The sequence below is a fragment of the Virgibacillus natechei genome (assembly GCF_026013645.1).
GTDB classification, from domain to species: domain Bacteria; phylum Bacillota; class Bacilli; order Bacillales; family Amphibacillaceae; genus Virgibacillus_L; species Virgibacillus_L natechei.
Genome location: NZ_CP110224.1, coordinates 2,016,350 through 2,037,446, shown reverse-complemented (window position 1 = coordinate 2,037,446; position 21,097 = coordinate 2,016,350). Strand labels below are relative to the sequence as shown.

Below are 21,097 nucleotides of genomic sequence, written 5' to 3'. Positions count from 1 at the left end.
ATAAAAGGAAATGTTACACATTTTTATTATGTTTCACCAGTTTAAAACAGGTCTTATTAGGTCAAATTAGAGATACAGAAATAAAATGGTATGGGTTAGGAACGAGGAGAGTGAAAGGATTGAAAAGAAAACAGTCAAATAATAGTAGGATTTTTATAGGGATTGTGCTCCTTATTGCCTTTTTAGCAGTTCCGTTTTTAACCCCGTTACAAAATTACCTTTCCATTCCAACTGATATGGTAACCTTTAATAACGAATCTTCACTGGAGGTTCCAGATTTAGGGGATAATGTTCAAGTAGATGCAACTGATAAAAGTATCCAAGCATTAGACACTGACACACCAGGATTTGATATTGACGGAGCTGGTAGAACGAGCCAATTGGTTTATGAAATTGCCGGATTCCCAATTAAAAAGGTCAATTTATCTGTTTTAGATGATATTAAAGTTACCCCGGGAGGTCAATCCATTGGAGTTAACCTTCATACACAAGGAGTACTTGTAGTCGGGCATCATCAAGTGGATAGCGGCAACGAGAATGATGTATTGTCGCCAGGCGAGGATGCAGAGATAGAAGTTGGAGACATTATACTGAAAATCAATGGAGAATCAATTGAAGACATGGAAAGCGTCAAACCAATAGTAACTGAAGCAGGAGAAAATGAAGAAAAGTTAAATATAACCATTAAAAGAGGCGAAGAGCAAATCGATACGACACTGCAGCCAATAATGGATAAGCAAAACGAATATAAAATTGGTTTATATATTAGAGATTCTGCCGCTGGTATTGGAACAATGACATTTCATGAACCTGAATCAGATAAATATGGTGCACTTGGACATGTTATATCTGACATGGACACTAAAAAGCCAATCGAAATTCATGATGGAACGATTGTAAGGTCATCCGTGAGCTCAATTGAAAAAGGAAATAACGGAACACCTGGTGAGAAGCAAGCCAGATTCTCCGTAAAAGAAAATGAAATAGGAACTATTACCAAAAATAGTCCATTTGGCATCTTTGGAGAGTTAAATGATACCATTACAAATGAAAGTCATGACGAACCGATGCCGGTAGCATTATCACATGAAGTAAAGGAAGGGCCTGCAAAGATTTTAACAGTAGTTGAAGATGAAAAAGTGGAAGAATTTGAAGTAGAAGTGGTAAGTAGTGTTCCTCAAAAATTCCCTGCAACAAAAGGAATGGTTATTCAAATAACAGATGAGGAATTACTGAAAGAAACAGGCGGCATTGTTCAAGGAATGAGCGGAAGTCCGATTATACAAGATGATAAAATTATCGGTGCTGTTACGCATGTTTTTGTAAATGATCCTACTTCTGGTTACGGTGTTCATATTGAATGGATGCTGGAGGAGGCAGGAATTAATATATATAAGGAAGAACAAGAAAAGACTGGCTAAATAGATGACTTGTTGTGGATTGTTCCCATAGCAAGTCATGATTTTTTTGAGTAAATATTTTTCGACAAATAGTGTCGTTACATATCAGAATTCATCGGAATTTAATGAAAAATAGAGTAAATAAAAGAAAATAGGTAAAAATTCAATATTATTTGAATTAAAAGAAGGATATTTAAAACTTTTGTTGAATATGTGTAATGTAGAAAAGTTATTACATAAAGGGAGGAAGTTTTAAAGTGGATAAGATTACGGTAGGATTAGTTGATGATAATAAAGAATTGTTACAGTTAATGGAGGAGTATTTCGAGGAACAATCAGATATTGAAGTAATTGGTACTGCGTACAATGGCAGAGACTGTTTAATTATGTTGGAGGACTCAGAACCGGACGTATTAGTATTAGACATTATTATGCCCCATATAGATGGATTAGCGGTATTAAACAATATACGAGAGATGGAGAGAAAAAATAAGCCGAATGTTATTATGCTGACAGCATTTGGTCAGGAAGAAGTAATGAAAAAAGCTGTCGACTTGGGCGCTTCTTATTTTATTTTAAAGCCGTTTGATTTGGATAATTTAGCAGATCAGATACGTCAAGTAAATGGGAATAATGTTTTTACATCTAATTCAAATAATGTTACGCAAAAAGCACGCAAGAAACTGGATTTGGAATCGAGCATAACAAATATAATTCATGAAATTGGAGTTCCAGCACATATTAAAGGATATATGTATTTACGAGAAGCAATTACGATGGTATATAACGATATAGAACTTCTTGGCTCTATTACGAAGGTCCTTTATCCGGATATCGCCAAGAACTTTAATACAACAGCCTCTCGTGTAGAAAGGGCGATACGACATGCTATAGAAGTAGCGTGGAGCAGGGGCAACATTGATTCAATTTCAGCATTGTTTGGATATACGGTAAGTATCTCAAAAGCAAAACCAACAAATTCAGAGTTTATTGCAATGGTCGCTGACCGTTTACGGCTGGAGCATAAAGCAAGTTAAAATAAATTAAAAAATATTACTGTTCACAAGGGTTGCTTGTTTCCAGTAATATTTTTTAATTTAGAGCCTATTATTTTTTCATCAGATAAGAAAAATTTTCTTACTGCATAAGTGCTAGCTTTGGCATTTGCCGAAAAGGCTTGGCAAATGCCAAGCCTTTTCTAATCAAAAAAGGCTGAATATAAGGATTGAAGTGCACGAGCGAGGTCTTCTTTTTCTACTCCGAACATTAGAGATACTTCTGAAGAACCTTGATTAATCATTACGATATTTACATCTGCTTGAGAAAATGCAGCAGTTGCTTTTTCTGCAATACCTACCGTATTCATTAAGCCTTCACCTACAACCATAATCATTGCTAAGTTTTTTTGTATCGTTACTGTACCTGGATTAAGTTCATTTTTAATACGTTGTACGATGTTATTTTCTTTCTCGGATGTGAGCTTGCTCTCTCGGATAATAACGGAAAGGTCATCAATTCCGGATGGAGCATGTTCAAAGGATACGTCTTCATCTTCAATAATTTGTAACAGTTTCCGCCCAAATCCAACTTCCTGGTTCATTAAGTATTTACTGACATATAAACTACTAAAGCCAGTGTCACTAGCTATTCCAACAACACACTTCTCGTCTTTCTTTTTTTCTGCAATGATATGTGTTCCTGGTAGGTTAGGATTGTTCGTATTCTTGATACATACTGGAATTTGTTCGTTAATAGCTGGTATCAATGCTTCATCATGAAATACAGAAAAACCAGCATACGATAATTCACGCATCTCTTTATAGGTTAAAGTCGTTATTTCTTTAGGATTGTCGACAAATTTAGGGTTAACGGTATAAACAGAGTTTACATCCGTAAAGTTCTCATATAGGTCTGCTTTTACGCCTGCAGCAACAATGGACCCCGTTATATCGGATCCCCCCCGTGAAAAAGTAATTAATCCACCATTAGTTGTGTAGCCGAAAAACCCTGGAATAACTAATATTCCGTCTTTTTCACGTAGTTTATAGATGTTTTGAAAACTTTCATCAAGTATTTGTGCATTACCCGGATCATTTGTTACGATTATCCCTGCTTCTTTCGGATTTACGTAATTGGACTCTAAGCCTATTGAACTTAAATAAGCACTGAGTATTTTAGCTAAACTGTCCTCTCCAGTTGCTTTTAAAGCATCTAACTTCATTGTAGTGGAATAATTGTTATTTGTTAATACACCTTGAATGGATTCTTCAATGTCCATTAAAATGGATGGAGGAAGTTCTAATTCTTCGATGATTTCACTAAAACGGTCGATAACAATATTTAATTCTTCTTCATAGGAAACATTATTTTTAAAAGCATTCCCCAAACGTATTAAAATATCTGTAATCTTGTAATCATCACTGTTCCTTTTTCCTGGTGCTGATACGATAATGCATTTCCGGGTTGAATCTGTTTTAATTATATCCCCAACTTTTCGTATCTGCGTTGCATTTGCAACGGAACTCCCCCCAAATTTTGCTACTTTCATTCTTATATGCCCCCTGCATTTTTGTAATATTTGTTATCATAACATAGATTTTTAAATATGTTAAAAAAAGATGGAATAAACCATCTTTTAATCTGCCTTTTTATTCTGTTTTTTAGTGCGTTGCCTTTTCTTATCACGGTACACAATAAATCCACCTATGAATCCAAGTCCTCCTAAGAAAAAAATAAATCCTAGAAAAAATTGAATTCCCGTATGAAAAAAAATCGGGTTGAATTCATTGAATAATGTATCACGCATAAGTTTTATTCCATATGCGGCTACAATTCCTGGAATGAACAGCAATAATACAGCTATAATTCTAACCATTTAACTTCCCCTCTTACTATAAAATAAACTCACCATAGTATATCAAAATTTTATGGGAATAGATATAATCAAGGATTGCTAAAACGTGCATAGTATCGTATGATGAAAGCATGCAATATAATGCAGGGGTGGGGTGGCGCATGAAACGAGTACTTATAGTTGGGGCTGGCAAGGGCGGGACATCTCTTTTAAAAATCTTATATGCTGCAGAACGCATGGAAATCATTGCTGTCGTTGATCATAATAAAGATGCAAAGGGATTGGCATTAGCCAAACGATATAATATATCAATTGATTATGATTGGAAACGCTGGGTAGATCAAAATGTTGATATCATTGTTGAAGCTACAGGGAACGAGAATGTTTTAGCCGAGATGATTGAAGTTAGAAAAAAAAATACCGTTATTATTCCTGGAACAGTTGCATACATAATATCCGAGCTTTTCGATGAAAAAGAGTTATTATTAGATCGAATAAAGCTCCAAATGAATAATCAAGCGTTAATTTTAAATAACATTCGTGACGGGATGATTGTAATCAACAAACAGGAAACTGTACAGTTTGTAAATAAGAGCGCTGAAAGGATTGTAGGGTACAAGAAAGAAGAATGTGAAGGCAAACATATTAGAGATGTGATACCAAATACAAGATTGCCCGAGATTCTTATAAATCAGAGAAAAGAAGTAAATCAAAAGCTCTCATTGGAAAATAACAAACAAGTAATTACAACTCGAATTCCGATGATAAATGCTGATGATCACCTAATAGGAGCTTTTGCTGTATTTAAAGATATCACAGAAGTTGTAAATTTAGCGGAAGAAAACACAGATCTAAAAGAAATAAAAATTATGTTAGAAGCTATCATCCAATCATCTGATGAAGCCATAAGTGTTGTAGATGAAACGGGACATGGGCTTATCGTTAACCCGGCATACACTCGAATTACCGGCATGAAAGAAGCGGATATAGTTGGGGAGCCAGCAGCTACCGATATTTCTGAAGGTGAGAGCATGCATATGAAGGTGCTTAAAACTAGACGGCCAGTTCGTGGGGTCCGTATGAAGGTTGGGCCAAACAAAAAAGATGTATTAGTAAATGTTGCGCCGGTGATAGTGGATGGAAAAATAAAAGGGAGTGTTGGTGTTCTAAACGATGTTTCTGAAATTCAATCTTTAACCACCGAATTAAAGCGGGCGCGGCAAATCATTCGGAATTTAGAGGCGAAATACACCTTTGATGATATTATCGGAACTTCTCCTGAAATGAAACTTGCACTGGAACAAGCTAAGGTAGGCGCCAGAACCCCTGCAACGGTTCTACTCAGGGGTGAATCCGGAACCGGAAAAGAGCTTTTTGCACATGCCATTCATAACGAGAGTGATCGAAAACACAATAAATTTATTAGGGTAAACTGTGCCGCTATCGCAGAATCTATATTGGAAAGTGAGCTTTTCGGGTATGAAGAAGGGGCCTTTTCTGGAGCGAAACATGGCGGTAAGAAGGGTCTGTTTGAAGAAGCAAATTTAGGAAGCATTTTTCTCGATGAAATCGGGGAACTCTCATTGAAAATGCAAGCGAAATTACTTCGAGTATTGCAAGAGAATGAAATTGTTCGTGTAGGAGGGACGGATCCTATACCGTTAAATGTACGAATAATTGCCGCCACTAATGTAAATTTGGAAAAAGCTATAATGAATAAAAGTTTTCGAGAGGACTTATATTATCGCATAAACAGACTACCTGTTTTTATTCCAAGCCTGTATGAAAGGTTAGCTGAATTGCCAGATTTAACTGAACATATTATTCAAATGATTAATATAGATTACGGAAGAAATGTACGCACAATAGATCACCAAGCATTACGTACCTTACAGAAATACCATTGGCCAGGAAATATTCGAGAACTTGAAAACGTGGTAGGACGAGCTATTATTTATATGGACATGAATGAAGAAGTAATAAGACGCCATCATATCCCTGAATTAAAAAATCCTTCTACAAAGGTAAAACTGGAAAGCAATACATCTTCTGGTGGGGATTTAACACTACAAGATGCTGTGAGCCAGTATGAAAAGGATTTTATTTCGGATGCTTTTAGACGAAACAAATTTAATAAAACTAAAACAGCCAAAGAATTAAATATATCCATTCGAAATCTTTATTATAAAATGGACAAATATAAAATAGAAAAAACAAGCATGCAATAAATTTCATGCGCGCAAAGAATTGCACACTCCTAAAACCGATAAATAAACCGCTTACAATGATTGTGACTTGGCACGATTTTTGCATTGTTAAGAGTAGGAGGGATCGAGGGTAATTAATTATGAATACATTAAAATCGTTGAAAAATTACGTGAAGCAAGAAACTAAACAAATTGTTTCGGTAGCAAATGCGGCAGATAAAGAAGTATTATTAGCGGTTCAAATTGCTGTAGAAGAGAATTTGTGCGACTTTATTTTAGTGGGTGATCAGACTGAAATCGCCTCTATTGCAGAAAGTATTGAATTGGATATAGCAGCACCTGAGCTTGTAATACGACATGAAACTATCCAAGCAGAAATTGCTCGCGTTGCTGTCTTGGCTGTCCACCATAACGAAGCTCAAATTTTAATGAAGGGAAATATGTCTACAAATGTTATACTAAAAGCTGTTTTACATAAAGAATATGGTTTGCGTAAAGGAAAAGTCTTATCACATGTGGCGCTTTTTAACATACCGAACCAAGAAAGACTTTTGTTTTTAACAGATGCTGCAATGAACATTGCTCCGGATTTACAAGAGAAAGTTGAGATCACTAATAATGCAGTCCGTGTAGCACATGGAATCGGGCTAGAACAACCAAAAGTTGCTGCGCTTGCTCCGGTGGAAGTTGTTAATCAATCGATGCAATCTACTTTGGACGCAGCCGTTTTAACTCAAATGAATAATAGAGGGCAAATCAAAGGTTGTCTTATAGACGGTCCATTAGCATTTGACAATGCGGTTTCCTTAGATGCAGCAAAACACAAGGGTATTAACTCTGAAGTCGCAGGATCAGCTGATATTCTAATGGTACCAACGATAGAGGCAGGCAATGCATTATACAAATCGTTTATACACTTTGCTGAAGCTGAGGTTGCGTCCATCATAAGTGGTGCAAGTGCTCCTATTATTTTAACATCCCGTTCAGATTCAGCAGAGAGTAAAATACATTCATTATCATTAGCATTATTATCATCTAAAACTTTTTAGGAGGAATTAACATGGAGATATTTAGTTACCTTGAAGAATACGATTACGAACAATTAGTTTTTTGTCAGGACAAAAACTCTGGATTGAAAGCAGTTATTGCCATACATGATACAACGCTTGGCCCAGCATTAGGCGGCACAAGAATGTGGACGTATCATTCTGAAAAAGAGGCTATTGAAGATGCACTCCGCTTAGCGAAAGGCATGACCTATAAGAATGCTGCAGCTGGTTTGAATCTCGGAGGCGGAAAAGCAGTTATTATAGGTGATCCTAAAACGGATAAAAATCCTGAATTGTTTCGGGCATTTGGAAGGTATGTTCAATCCCTAAGTGGGCGTTATATTACGGCTGTAGATGTAGGGACAACGGAAGAAGATATGGATTTAATTCATACAGAAACGGATTATGTAACTGGAATCTCAAGGTATGACGGAACGGAGGGTAACCCTTCGCCAGTTACTGCTTACGGTGTGTATAAAGGAATAAAAGCTGCTGCAAACGAAGCATATGGTGATGATTCATTGAACGGGAAGACCATCGCTGTTCAAGGTGTAGGAAATGTCGCTTATACATTATGTGAGTTTCTCCATAAAGAAGGCGCAAACTTAATCGTAACCGACATTAATCAAGAAGCTATCGATCAAGCTGTTGAAGCTTTTGGAGCAACGGCTGTAGACCCGGACGCAATTTATGATGTTGATTGTGATATATATGCACCTTGTGCAATGGGGGCAACGATTAACGATGAAACCATACCACGAATAAAAGCAAGAATTATCGCGGGTTCTGCAAATAATCAATTAAAAACATCAGAACATGGTGAAATCATTCATGAAAAAGGAATACTTTATGTACCGGATTACGTAATTAATTCTGGTGGGGTGATCAATGTAGCGGATGAGTTGAATGGATACAATCCAGAACGAGCAATGAAGAAAGTTGAAACAATCTATGACAGCTTAAATAAAGTTTTTGAAATTTCTAGACGTGACAATATTCCTACAAATATCGCAGCAGATCGAATGGCAGAAGAAAGAATTGAATCCGTAAGAAATTCTCGAAACCAATTCCTTATCAAAGAGCATCATATATTAAGTAGACGATAATAGCCAACATAGTTCATAACGGAGGTCAGCATTTTGCAACCACTATATCGTATTCTAGTTATAAATCCCGGATCAACATCAACGAAAATAGGTGTTTTTTCTGATGGAAATTGTATATTTGAACAAACTATCCGACATAGTCAGGAAGAAATAACGTACTTTAATCGAATTATTGACCAATATGACTTTCGAAAAAAAATAATCCTTCAAACATTGGATTATGAGGGAATTAACATATCAAAATTGAGTGCAGTTTGTGGCAGAGGTGGATTATTAAAGCCGATTGAAGGCGGCACTTATGAAGTAAATGAAGCTATGTTACAAGATTTACGACATAGCATAAATGGGGAGCATGCTTCTAATTTAGGTGGTATTCTGGCACATGAAATAGCCTCAGGTTTAAATATACCTGCATATATCGTTGATCCAGTTGTAGTAGATGAACTCGAAGACATCGCTAGGTATTCAGGGGTGCCAGATATTCCAAGAAAGAGTATTTTTCATGCTTTAAATCAAAAGGCAGTTGCAAGAAGGGCTGCAAATGACTTAAATAAAAGCTATGATAATATAAATCTAATCGTGACACATATGGGTGGAGGGATAACGGTAGGTGCCCACCACAAGGGGAAAGTGATTGATGTTAATAACGGGCTTCATGGCGATGGACCTTTCTCTCCAGAACGAGCAGGAACTGTTCCAGCCGGCGATTTAGTTTCTTTATGTTTCTCTGGGCAGTACTACAGAGATGAAATCATGAAAAAAATTGTTGGCCAGGGGGGCATGATGGCTTATCTTAAAACAAATAATGCCATAGAAATAGAAAAAAGAATAAAAAATGGGGACGAGACTGCACAAAAAACCTACGATGCAATGGCTTATCAAATTGCAAAAGAAATTGGATCTATGAGTGCCGTTTTGTATGGGAAAGTTGATGCAATCATTTTAACTGGCGGTCTCGCCTATGGAGATAAATTTAATGATTTAATAACGGAACGTGTCAATTGGATAGCTGATACAATGATTTATCCGGGCGAAAATGAATTGGAAGCATTAAATAGTGGTGTCTTAAGGGTGCTGAATAAAGAAGAAAGTCCTAGCGTTTATCCTATTAATGAAAATCGTAAAGGAGTTTAAAGCATATGGCGAAAGATTATGATTTAGTCGTGCTTGGTGGAGGAACTGGTGGATATGTTGCAGCTATACGAGCTTCCCAACTTGGCATGCAAGTAGCAATAGTAGAAGATCGTGACCTCGGTGGAACTTGCTTGCATCGAGGATGTATTCCATCTAAGGCATTATTACGTAGTGCAGAAGTTTATAAACAGACAAAGGAAGCAAGTGATTTTGGTGTAGAAACAACGGATGCCACGTTAAACTTTACGAAAGTCCAAGAAAGAAAAAATAACATAGTAGAAACGCTCCATAAAGGTGTTCAAGGATTGATGAAAAAAGGAAAAATTGATGTCTTCGAAGGATTTGGTCGGATTTTAGGGCCCAGTATATTTTCACCTATGCCAGGTACTATATCAATCGAATATGCAAACGGCGACGAAAATACAATGATTGTTCCTAAAAATGTATTAATTGCAACTGGCTCAAAACCTAAATCACTTCCCGGACTAGTTATCGACGAAACGTATGTTATGAGTTCAGATGAAGCATTAAACATGGAGCAATTACCTGAATCTATAATGATTGTCGGTGGTGGAGTGATTGGAATAGAATGGGCATCCATGTTAGCAGACTTCGGTGTAGAAGTTACTGTAATCGAATATTTGGATACGATACTCCCAACAGAAGATGAAGCAATTGCTAAAGAAGCCGAAAAACTTTTGAAAAAGAAAGGAATTACGTTTGTAAAAGGAGCCAAAGTTTTAGCAGATACATTAGTTAAAGAAGATGGTGTATCGATTGATGCTGAGTTAGAAGGAAAGCAAGAAACTTTCACAGCAGATAAAATACTGGTATCGGTTGGGCGAGAAGCGAATACGACAAATATTGGTATAGAGAATACCGATATTATCGTGGACAATGGATTTATTCAAACAAACCAGAATTTCCAGACAAAAGAATCTCACATCTATGCAATAGGTGATGTGATTGGCGGAAAGCAGTTAGCGCATGTTGCTTCACATGAGGGGAAAGTTGCTGTTGAACATATGAATAATCAAAATCCATTATCTATTGACTATGATAATGTTCCATCATGTATTTATTCAAATCCGGAGGTTGCTAGTGTAGGCTTGACTGAAAAGCAGGCAAATGACAAAGGGTTTGAAACCAAGATAGGGAGATTTCCATTTAAAGCAATTGGCAAAGCGTTAGTACAAGGAGATTCAGATGGCTTTGTAAAAATAATAGCTGATAAATCCACAGAAGATATATTAGGTATCCATATGATCGGGCCACACGTCACGGATATGATCTCTGAAGCTGGGTTAGCAAAAGTGCTTGATGCAACACCTTGGGAAATATCGCATAGCATTCATCCGCACCCAACACTTTCTGAGGTCATGGCAGAAGCTGCGTTGGCTGTTGAGGGAATACAAATTCATGGGTAACCGATAAGGAGGGAATTGTAATGACAACGAATCGTCATGAAGCACTAGGATTAACAGACGAACAAGCATTGGATATGTTTAAGACAATGCTTTTGGCAAGAAGAGTTGATGAAAGAATGTGGTTATTAAATCGTGCAGGTAAAATACCATTTGTAATATCCTGCCAAGGACAAGAAGCTGCACAAGTGGGGGCATCCTTTGCAATGAATCGAGACCTTGATTATGTGGCTCCTTATTATCGCGACTTGGGGATCGTACTAGCTTTTGGTATGACTACAAAAGATCTTATGTTGTCTGGCTTTGCTAAAGCGGAAGATCCTAACTCGGGTGGCAGGCAGATGCCAGGGCACTTTGGACAAAAGAAAAATAGAATTTTGACCGGATCATCTCCAGTAACAACCCAGCTTCCGCATGCTGTCGGTGTAGCATTAGCTGCGAAAATGGAGAGGAAGGATATCGTTGCACTTACAACGCTAGGTGAAGGATCCTCTAATCAAGGAGATTTTCATGAGGGATTAAATTTTGCAGGGGTGCATAAATTACCAGTTATAACAATGGTTGAAAATAATAAATACGCAATTTCTGTACCAATTGAGAAACAACTTGCAACGGAAAAAGTATCAGATCGCGGTGTTGCTTATGGAATGCCTGGATATACAGTGGATGGAAACAACCCGCTGGATGTATATGAAGCCGTAAAAGCAGCAAGAGAGCGAGCAGCGAATGGAGAGGGGCCTACACTAATCGAAGCAATTACGGATCGTTTTACAGCTCATTCAAGCGATGATAATGACAGTTTATATCGAAAGAGCGGGGAAGTAGAAGAAGCGAAGAAGAAGGATTCAATCATTACATTTGCTGCTTACTTAAAAGAACATGATATTTTAACGGATGATATTGAGAAAAAAATGAACGAAGATATAGCATCTATTGTTAACGAGGCTACCGATTACGCCGAAAATGCGCCATACGCACAACCAGAAAGCGCACTAAACTATGTATACGAACAGTAGGGAGGGAAAGCAACTATGCCAGTAATGTCATATATTGAGGCAGTTACTACTGCTTTAAAAGAAGAGATGCAACGGGATGAAAAAGTATTTATCTTAGGGGAGGACGTCGGAAAGAAAGGTGGCGTTTTCCGAGCTACAGATGGTTTATATGATGAATTTGGTGAAGATCGTGTATTAGATACACCACTTGCTGAATCTGCCATCGCAGGCGTAGGTATTGGAGCAGCCATGTATGGAATGCGTCCTGTAGCAGAAATGCAATTTGCTGATTTCATTATGCCAGCTGTTAACCAAATTATATCGGAAGCTGCAAAGATACGCTATCGGTCAAATAATGATTGGAGTGCGCCGATAACAATTCGCGCCCCGTACGGTGGTGGTGTACATGGAGCGCTTTACCATTCGCAATCGGTGGAAGCCGTTTTTGCTAATCAGCCAGGCTTAAAGATTGTTATGCCATCAACACCCTACGATGCTAAGGGATTATTGAAAGCTTCGATTCGTGATAATGATCCCGTGCTTTTCTTTGAACATAAGCGTGCTTATCGGCTGTTAAAAGGAGATGTTCCAGAAGATGATTATGTAATCCCGATAGGGGAAGCAGATGTGAAACGTGAAGGATCAGATATCACCATTATTACGTATGGCCTTTGTGTTCATTTTGCATTGCAGGCAGCCGAAAAACTTGCTGAAGATGGTATTGATGCACATATTCTTGATTTGAGAACGGTTTACCCATTGGACAAAGAAGCAATAATTACGGCAACGAAAAAGACAGGTAAAGTTTTATTAATAACGGAAGATAATAAGGAAGGTAGTATTATTGGAGAAGTAGCAGCCATTATCGCTGAGAACTGTCTATTTGATCTAGATGCACCTGTTCAACGTTTGGCTGGTCCTGATGTACCTTCCATGCCTTTTGCTCCAACAATGGAGAAGTATTTTATGATTAATCCTGAAAAGGTAGAAAAAGCGATGCGGGAATTAGCAGAATTTTAATCAAAGGAGGGATATGTAATGGCTACTGAAAAAATTAATATGCCCCAATTAGGCGAAAGTGTTACGGAAGGGACGATTAACTCATGGTTGGTGAGTGCTGGTGATAAAGTAACTAAATATGATCCCATTGCAGAAGTAATGACAGACAAAGTAAATGCTGAGGTTCCGTCATCATTTACTGGTGTTATTAAAGAGTTGGTAGCACAAGAAGGGGAAACCATTGCGGTTGGAGAATTAATGTGTCATATAGATGTAGAAGGCGAATCCAGTGAAGCTAAGCCATCATCTGATGACTCGGAAAAGGAAAATACAGTGGAAGAAGAATCAACACCTAAAGATCAATCGATGAAAAAGCGATACTCTCCCGCGGTGCTAAGAATGGCACAGGAAAACGATCTTGATTTAACACAAGTAAATGGAACAGGTAGTGGCGGTCGAATAACTAGAAAAGATGTTGAAAAAGTCATTGAAACCGGCCAGACAACTCAAGTTAAAGCTCAACCTGAAGAAAGTAAGGGTGCTTCCGGTGAGGAGCAATCAACAACAAGGAAGGAAACACCTAAAGCACAGCCAACGACACAATCTGGTGACATTGAAATTCCGGTTACAGGCGTACGTAAAGCAATCGCACAAAACATGGTGCGCTCTACTCAGGAGATCCCGCATGCATGGATGACTGTTGAATCAGATGTAACAAACCTTGTAAATTATAGAAATAAAATAAAAAATAAATTTAAAGAGCAAGAAGGATTTAGTTTAACGTTTTTTGCTTTCTTTGTAAAAGCAGTAGCACAAGCGCTAAAAGAATTTCCACAACTTAATAGCATGTGGGCAGAAGACAAAATTATCCAGCGAAAAGATATTAACCTATCCATAGCTGTAGCAAAGGATCAGGAACTTTTTGTACCAGTGATTAAAGGTGCTGACGAGAAAAGCATTAAAGGAATTGCGAAAGATATTAATGATCTCGCAATGAAAGCTCGTTCTGGGTCCTTAACATCGGCTGACATGCAAGGAGGAACATTTACAGTAAACAATACAGGGTCATTCGGTTCTATTCATTCAATGGGAGTAATTAACCATCCTCAAGCTGCTATTTTGCAAATTGAGTCAATTGTAAAGCGCCCTGTTATTATAAATGATATGTTTGCTGCCAGAGATATGGTTAACTTATCATTATCACTGGACCATCGTATTTTGGACGGACTTGTTTGTGGGAAGTTCTTAGCTCGTGTTAAAGAAATTTTAGAAAATATAAATGAAGACAATACAAACGTATACTAGAATATTGTAAACAAGATTCTCCACTTCTTAAAAAAAGTATTGCGGTTATAATCATTTAGAATTGAAAACGTCAGATAAAGTTGATAAGCTTACATTATGAGTGACTATAACTGTAAAAGGGGATGAAAGTTCAATGGATTTTAATTTATTTATGAATGATGTAGTAGATGCTGCTCGTAAAGATATAACAGAAGCTGGATACCAAGAGCTTACAAGTACGGAAGATGTGGATAAAGGTTTAGCCCAAGAGGGTACAACTTTAGTAATGGTTAATTCAACGTGTGGTTGTGCTGGCGGTGTGGCACGCCCAGCTGCTGCGAATTCCATTCACTATGACAAGCGTCCAGATAATTTGTTCACTGTATTTGCAGGGCAAGATCGTGAAGCTACTGAAAAAGCAAGGGAATATTTCGAAGGCTATCCACCATCCTCACCTTCATTTGCGTTTTTAAAAGATGGTAAAATTGTCTCAATGGTAGAGCGTCATGACATAGAGGGATTTAGTCCTGTTGATGTTGTAGGTAAATTACAAACTATCTTTGATGAACATTGTGAAGAAGTCTAAAGATACAAGTAGTTTTTAGATAGTACATGGATGACTTATGTATTACACTATAATATCTAGTGATAATGAGGCTGTCCTATTATAAGTGGGGCAGCCTCATTTTATTAATAATGATATATATTTCATAAAGGCTGTTTTCTAAAAGATTGTGTTTTTGACACAAAATATATAAAAGACGACGTAACTACTGTTTGCTAAAAGTATTTGCTATAAACGCCGTTCGGGATCGCTCCTGGCGGATGCTTTCCGCGGGCACGGCTTCAGTCTCCTCGAGAAAACCACTCTGCGGGGTCTTCAGACACATGCTATTTCCGCAGGAGTCACCGCCCTTCGCCCACCCGAACTGGTGAGGTGGTTCGATGTTTTGAATACTGATTACTAATGCAATTTAGCGTCGGTAACTGGAATACTAGCGGAGGAAACACATGAAAACTCCAGCGGGAGGAAAGGCCTCGGTGAGACCCCACAGTGCGTTAATTGATGAAGGCCAACTAAAACCGCCCTTTGCGGGCAACGTCGGCATACCCCTTGCCGGGGCAAGGAGGCTCACCAGCCGCCCGCGGAAAGCGAAATGTGTTTCCGTAGCGAATCGAAGCACCCATCCATCATTAGAACGAGAGACTTTTCAAAAGAATTGTCATTACGTCGTCTTTTATATCAACTGCGAAGATTTAAATGCAATAATACTTACGAAAAGGGCCTTATTAAAAGAATAGTACGAAAAGGGAGATTTTATCGTGAAAATTGGCTATCGAACAATTAAAACTGCAATAGGAACTCCTGTTGCCATTTCGATTGCTCAATTATTTGGTGTGACAAATTTTGTTACTGCAGGTATATTAACAATTCTATGTATTCAACCTTCAAGAAAAAAATCTTTTCTCAGTGCATGGCATCGTTTTTTTGCATGTGTCTTGGCTATATTATTTTCCTTTATTTTCTTTGAAACACTTGGATATAACACGCTTGCTGTAGGTTTAATGTTACTTGCATTTATACCGACAGCGGTGTTCTTTAAAATAACTCCAGGAATAGCAACCAGTTCTGTTATTACGTTAAACTTATATAGTGCTGCCTCTATGTCTGTAGGATTTATTCTGGATCAGTTTTTATTAATTATTGTAGGGATAGGAACAGCATTGTTATTAAATTTGTATATGCCGAGTCTAGATAAAGATTTAAAAGAGAAACAAGATAAACTTGAAATCAATTTTAAAATTATTCTAAATGAAATTGCGATTTATATAAGAAATAAGAATGTTTCATGGGATGGTAAAGAGATAACGGAAACAGAAGAAGTTTTAGAGGTAGCAGAAGACTTAGTAGAACGTGATAGGGAGAATCATCTATTGCGCAATAAGCATCCATACCGTGACTATTTTAAAATGCGTACAAGACAGTTTGAACTATTACAACGAATGCTCCCACTGGTTTCGAAATTACCAAATAAGGACTCCATATCTGAAAAAATAGCTGTCTTTTTTGATGATTTATCAGAATCGGTACAACCAGAAAATACAGCTGAGCTTTTTTTGGATGAGTTGGAACAATTACGGAAGGATTTTAATCAAGAAGAACTTCCTGACACGCGTGAAGAATTCGAAACAAGAGCAAATTTGTATCGGTTGTTAACTGAAATTGAAGATTATTTACTCATAAAAAAGAAATACAAAAAAAGTGATATTAAAGGCAGGACAGGCAATAAAAATATAAAAAATTAATAAGACTGGAATTCGCTCGTTCATTAAATCCCAGTCTTCCTTTTTTTATATGAACATTGCTAAACCAGCAGTTAGTGAAGACAAAACCATTGCAAGAATCATGATATATATAATGATTTTTGTTCTGCGTTCACGTTTTGATGGTTTCCTGGTTGCTTGTTTGTTATTTTGAGAAGCCATGTTAAATCCTCCTTTAATCCCATATACTACTTGTATTTTATCGTGAAATGGAATAATGGACAAGTAAAAAAAGATTTAGAACAGAATTTAGAGAAAAGGATTAATTTACGGAGGAATGGGGAGGAGTTTATTAATGACAAATAATAAGGTCAATAAACAAGAGAATGATTGGAAACAATCTGTTGACTCAACAATAAAGCGCTTTCCTGAAAGAAAGGATCTTTTTACAACCTCTTCTGATATTGAAGTTGACCGTTTATACACTTCTAAAAATGAAGCCGACTTGGGATACCCAGGTCAATATCCTTATACAAGAGGTATACAACCGACCATGTATCGTAGCCGGTTTTGGACGATGCGACAATACGCTGGCTTTGGGTCTGCTACAGGTACAAATGAACGGTTTCGCTACTTATTAGAACAAGGTCAAACTGGACTTTCAGTGGCATTTGATTTACCAACACAGATTGGGTACGATTCCGATGATATAATGGCTGAAGGAGAAGTCGGGAAAGTAGGCGTTGCGATTGATTCGTTGAAGGATATGGAAATATTACTAAACCAAATACCACTCAATAAAGTAAGTACATCAATGACGATTAATGCCTCGGCTTCTGTTTTACTTTGTATGTATATTGCTGTTGGGGAAAAGCAAGGGGTTCCGCTGGATGAACTCACAGGAACGATACAAAATGATATATTAAAGGAATATATCTCAAGAGGTACATACATATATCCGCCAAAACCGTCTATGCGATTAATTACAGATATATTTGAGTATTGTCAAAAAAACGTACCGAAATTTAATACCATTAGCATATCAGGTTATCACATTCGTGAAGCAGGATCCAACGCTGTTCAAGAAGCAGCTTTCACCATAGCAAACGGTATGGCATATGTAGATGCAGCAATAGATTCAGGACTCGATATCGATTCATTTGCACCTCGCCTAGCATTCTTTTTTAACGCACACAATAACTTTTTTGAAGAAGTAGCGAAGTTTCGTGCTGCCAGGAGGATATGGGCAAAAATTATGAAGGAGAAGTACGAAGCAAAAGATCCGAAAAGTTGGAAATTACGTTTCCACACTCAGACAGGTGGATCTACACTAACTGCACAACAACCGGATAATAACATTACTCGAGTGACCTTACAAGCACTTGCTTCCGTTATGGGAGGCACCCAGAGCCTCCACACAAATTCTCGTGATGAAGCCCTGTCCTTACCTACGGAGGATTCGGCACGCATTGCGCTTCGAACACAACAAATTATTGCCAATGAGAGTGGAGTTGCTGATACCATTGATCCATTGGGTGGCTCCTATTATGTGGAAGAGTTAACGGACCGAATTGAAGTGGAGGTTAATAAATATTTAGATCGTATAAACGAAATTGGTGGAGCTGTTCAAGCTGTTGAAGAAGGTTTTATGCAGCGAGAAATTCATCAAAACGCATATGAAATCCAGAAAAGGATTGAAAAGAACGAAGAGATTATTGTTGGTTTAAATGAATTTAAACTTGATGAAGAAATAAACCCTGATTTATTGAAAGTTGATCCGTCACTGGAACAGGCACAAATAACATCGATTCAAAAAATAAGAAGTAACCGTAATAAAACGGATGTTACTTTAGCACTCGAGGCATTTAGAGAAGCCGTTAAAACGTCAGATACTAACTTGATACCTTACATTTTAGATGCAGTTAGAGCATATGCGACAATCGGAGAAATTTGCAATGTAATGCGTGATGAATTCGGAGAATATACAGGCATATAAGGGGGAGTTTCTATGGATAAAATTCGAGTATTGGTTGCAAAGCCAGGGCTTGACGGACATGATCGAGGAGCTTTGATCATATCCCAGGCACTTCGTGATCATGGGATGGAAGTTATTTATACCGGTTTAAGACAGACACCTGTCCAAATAGCACAAGCAGCGGTACAGGAGGATGTTGACGTAATTGGTTTGTCTTCTTTATCGGGAGCTCATAATACATTGTTCCCGAAGATTATGGATGAATTGAAGAAACGTCATGCGGATGACATTCCAGTTGTTGGTGGTGGCGTTATTCCAAGTGAAGATATACCTTTTTTATTAGAAAAAGGAATTAAACGTATTTTTACAAGTGGTTCTTCTACCGAGTCCCTTGCTAATTATATTCAGGAACTGATTTATCCAAAAGATTCAGCTGTAACCAGTCCTAAAAAAATTTCCCATATTGGAATAGCTGTGACAAATATAGACAAGGCAATTTCGTTTTATACAGACTCATTAGGTATGGAGATAGAGGGCGTAGAAAACGTTGAGTCTCAAGCGGTAAAAATAGCTTTCTTAAAAGTTGGCGAATCACGAATCGAATTACTGGAACCCCTGGATGATTCATCTTCAATTAAAAAATTTCTTGATAAAAAGGGAGAAGGAATCCATCATATTGCATTAGAGGTTGATAATTTGGAACGACGTTTAAGTAAGTTAAAGTCTGAAGGAATTCAATTAATTGATGAGGAAGCAAAACCCGGAGCAGGTGATAGCCAAATAGCCTTCATACACCCAAAATCTACGAATGGCGTTTTATTTGAACTTTGTCAACAGGCTGAAGGAAGTGAAGAGTAATGGATATTTTTGATAAAATTAATGAATTATACGATAAACGGAGACTCTCTGAGCTTGGCGGTGGGGACAAACGAATTGATAAACAGCATGAAAAAGGGAAAAAGACTGCTAGAGAAAGAGTGGATTATTTACTGGATGAAGGAACATTTGTTGAGTTAAATCCATTTATTGAAAGCCGCACATCTGATTTTGGCATGGATAGCAACAATGCTAAAGGAGAAGGTGTGGTTACAGGATATGGGAAAATTTCAGGTAAACCAATTTACTTATTTGCTCAGGATTTTACGGTTTACGGCGGGGCACTAGGTGAAATGCATGGAAAGAAAATAGCAGCAGTGATGGACCTAGCTGCTAAAAACGGAGTTCCATTTATCGGATTAAATGATTCCGGTGGAGCAAGAATACAAGAAGGTGTATCCTCACTGGATGGATATGGACACGTTTTCTATCGTAATTCTATCTATTCAGGAGTTATTCCACAAATTTCAGTTATTCTTGGTCCAAGTGCTGGTGGTGCTGTTTATTCTCCTGCTATTACAGACTTTGTCATTATGGTAGAAAAAACATCTCAAATGTTTATAACAGGTCCCAAAGTTATCGAAACCGTAACTGGTGAGAAAATATCTTCTGAAGATTTAGGTGGCGCCCATATTCATAATACAAAAAGCGGTAATGCACATATTAAAGTAAATACTGAAGAAGAGGCACTGGATAAAGTACGGCATCTTATTGATTATTTACCTGCGAATAACCAACTTAAAGCTACAATTAAAGAGAGAGAGAATGAAGAAGACTTCCGCACAGATCTAACTGATGTTGTTCCTTTTGATGCCAAAACCCCTTACGATGTTAAAAAAGTAATAGATGAGGTAGTTGATGCTGGAAGCTTTTTTGAAATTCATCGAGATTTTGCAAAGAATATTGTAGTTGGATTTGCACGTATTAAAGGAGAAACAATAGGGTTAGTCTGTAATCAGCCAAAAGTTTTAGCAGGAGGGCTTGATATTGATTCCAGTGATAAAGCAGCTAGATTTATCCGTTTCTGTGATTCCTTTAATATTCCAATAATAACCTTTGAGGATGTAACCGGCTTTTTCCCTGGTGTAAAGCAAGAACATGCTGGTATTATTCGTCATGGGGCTAAAATTTTGTACGCTTACTCTGAGGCAACGGTTCCTAAAATCACGGTAATTACAAGAAAAGCTTATGGTGGAGCATATGTGGCTTTAAATAGTAAATCCATCGGTGCAGATCTTGTTTATGCATGGCCAAATGCCGAGATTGCAGTCATGGGTCCTGACGGTGCTGCAAATATCATTTTTGCAAAGGAAATAGCAGAAAGTGATAACCCAGAAAAAACGCGACAAGAGAAAATTGATACATATCGCAAAAAGTTCGCCAATCCATATGTTGCAGCAGGACTGGGTATGGTTGATGATGTAATTGATCCAAGGGAAACCCGTATTAAACTTGTACAAGCATTGGAAATGCTATATAACAAGCACGAGGAACGACCGAAGAAGAAGCATGGAAATATTCCATTATAA

18 protein-coding genes are annotated in these 21,097 nt (G+C 37.6%); 15 read left to right on the top strand and 3 right to left on the bottom strand.

Going from position 1 to position 21,097, the window contains the following annotated elements:
• The first annotated feature begins 119 nt into the window (after positions 1-119).
• Together spoIVB and spo0A are read left to right on the top strand one after the other, a co-directional pair.
• The gene (gene spoIVB, locus OLD84_RS10630; RefSeq protein WP_209462884.1) at positions 120-1,421 is read left to right on the top strand and encodes a SpoIVB peptidase; all 1,302 of its coding nucleotides are present in this window, start codon (positions 120-122) and stop codon (positions 1,419-1,421) included.
• Positions 1,422-1,657: 236 nt separating this feature from the next.
• A complete protein-coding gene (gene spo0A / locus OLD84_RS10625) occupies positions 1,658-2,437 on the top strand; it encodes a sporulation transcription factor Spo0A (protein WP_209462883.1) in 780 nt (259 codons plus the stop codon).
• Positions 2,438-2,598: 161 nt separating this feature from the next.
• Here spo0A and OLD84_RS10620 read toward each other — a convergent pair whose 3' ends face one another.
• Together OLD84_RS10620 and OLD84_RS10615 are read right to left on the bottom strand one after the other, a co-directional pair.
• Positions 2,599-3,948, bottom strand: a complete 1,350-nt coding sequence (locus tag OLD84_RS10620; protein WP_209462882.1) for an aspartate kinase — start codon at positions 3,946-3,948, stop codon at positions 2,599-2,601.
• An 87-nt stretch (positions 3,949-4,035) separates the two neighbouring features.
• Positions 4,036-4,275, bottom strand: a complete 240-nt coding sequence (locus tag OLD84_RS10615; protein WP_209462881.1) for a DUF2627 family protein — start codon at positions 4,273-4,275, stop codon at positions 4,036-4,038.
• A 140-nt stretch (positions 4,276-4,415) separates the two neighbouring features.
• On the opposite strand from OLD84_RS10615, the gene OLD84_RS10610 reads away from it, so the two are divergent.
• From OLD84_RS10610 to OLD84_RS10565, 10 genes are all read left to right on the top strand, one after another.
• Positions 4,416-6,482: a sigma 54-interacting transcriptional regulator gene (locus tag OLD84_RS10610; protein ID WP_209462880.1), complete on the top strand. Its 2,067-nt coding sequence runs from the start codon at positions 4,416-4,418 to the stop codon at positions 6,480-6,482.
• Positions 6,483-6,601: 119 nt separating this feature from the next.
• A complete protein-coding gene (gene yqiS / locus OLD84_RS10605) occupies positions 6,602-7,510 on the top strand; it encodes a phosphate butyryltransferase (RefSeq protein ID WP_209462879.1) in 909 nt (302 codons plus the stop codon).
• Between the two features lie 11 nt (positions 7,511-7,521).
• Positions 7,522-8,616, top strand: coding sequence for a Leu/Phe/Val dehydrogenase (locus OLD84_RS10600; RefSeq protein ID WP_209462878.1), 1,095 nt, complete (start codon positions 7,522-7,524; stop codon positions 8,614-8,616).
• Positions 8,617-8,646: 30 nt separating this feature from the next.
• Positions 8,647-9,750, top strand: a complete 1,104-nt coding sequence (buk, locus tag OLD84_RS10595; RefSeq protein WP_209462928.1) for a butyrate kinase — start codon at positions 8,647-8,649, stop codon at positions 9,748-9,750.
• A gap of 5 nt (positions 9,751-9,755) precedes the next feature.
• Positions 9,756-11,177 (top strand): dihydrolipoyl dehydrogenase, encoded by a 1,422-nt coding sequence (lpdA, locus tag OLD84_RS10590; protein ID WP_209462877.1) that lies wholly within the window; start codon positions 9,756-9,758, stop codon positions 11,175-11,177.
• 20 nt (positions 11,178-11,197) lie between these two features.
• Positions 11,198-12,190 carry a thiamine pyrophosphate-dependent dehydrogenase E1 component subunit alpha gene (locus OLD84_RS10585; protein ID WP_209462876.1) on the top strand — a complete coding sequence of 331 codons (993 nt, stop codon included), beginning with the start codon at positions 11,198-11,200 and terminating at the stop codon, positions 12,188-12,190.
• Positions 12,191-12,205: 15 nt separating this feature from the next.
• A complete protein-coding gene (locus OLD84_RS10580) occupies positions 12,206-13,189 on the top strand; it encodes an alpha-ketoacid dehydrogenase subunit beta (protein ID WP_209462875.1) in 984 nt (327 codons plus the stop codon).
• 18 nt (positions 13,190-13,207) lie between these two features.
• Entirely contained in the window at positions 13,208-14,473 is a 1,266-nt protein-coding gene (locus tag OLD84_RS10575) for a dihydrolipoamide acetyltransferase family protein (protein WP_209462874.1), read from the top strand.
• 133 nt (positions 14,474-14,606) lie between these two features.
• Positions 14,607-15,038, top strand: a complete 432-nt coding sequence (locus OLD84_RS10570) for a BrxA/BrxB family bacilliredoxin (protein WP_209462873.1) — start codon at positions 14,607-14,609, stop codon at positions 15,036-15,038.
• Positions 15,039-15,775: 737 nt separating this feature from the next.
• Positions 15,776-16,759, top strand: a complete 984-nt coding sequence (locus OLD84_RS10565) for an aromatic acid exporter family protein (protein WP_209462872.1) — start codon at positions 15,776-15,778, stop codon at positions 16,757-16,759.
• A 45-nt stretch (positions 16,760-16,804) separates the two neighbouring features.
• Here OLD84_RS10565 and prli42 read toward each other — a convergent pair whose 3' ends face one another.
• Positions 16,805-16,939 carry a stressosome-associated protein Prli42 gene (gene prli42, locus OLD84_RS10560; RefSeq protein ID WP_209462871.1) on the bottom strand — a complete coding sequence of 45 codons (135 nt, stop codon included), beginning with the start codon at positions 16,937-16,939 and terminating at the stop codon, positions 16,805-16,807.
• Between the two features lie 133 nt (positions 16,940-17,072).
• On the opposite strand from prli42, the gene OLD84_RS10555 reads away from it, so the two are divergent.
• From OLD84_RS10555 to OLD84_RS10545, 3 genes are read left to right on the top strand one after another with little or no spacing between them, the layout of a single operon-like run.
• Positions 17,073-18,713: an acyl-CoA mutase large subunit family protein gene (locus OLD84_RS10555; RefSeq protein ID WP_209462870.1), complete on the top strand. Its 1,641-nt coding sequence runs from the start codon at positions 17,073-17,075 to the stop codon at positions 18,711-18,713.
• A gap of 12 nt (positions 18,714-18,725) precedes the next feature.
• Positions 18,726-19,550: a methylmalonyl-CoA epimerase gene (gene mce / locus OLD84_RS10550; protein ID WP_209462869.1), complete on the top strand. Its 825-nt coding sequence runs from the start codon at positions 18,726-18,728 to the stop codon at positions 19,548-19,550.
• Complete coding sequence (locus OLD84_RS10545; RefSeq protein WP_209462868.1) at positions 19,550-21,097, top strand: acyl-CoA carboxylase subunit beta; 1,548 nt, start codon at positions 19,550-19,552, stop codon at positions 21,095-21,097. Before mce ends, OLD84_RS10545 begins: the two co-directional genes overlap by 1 nt.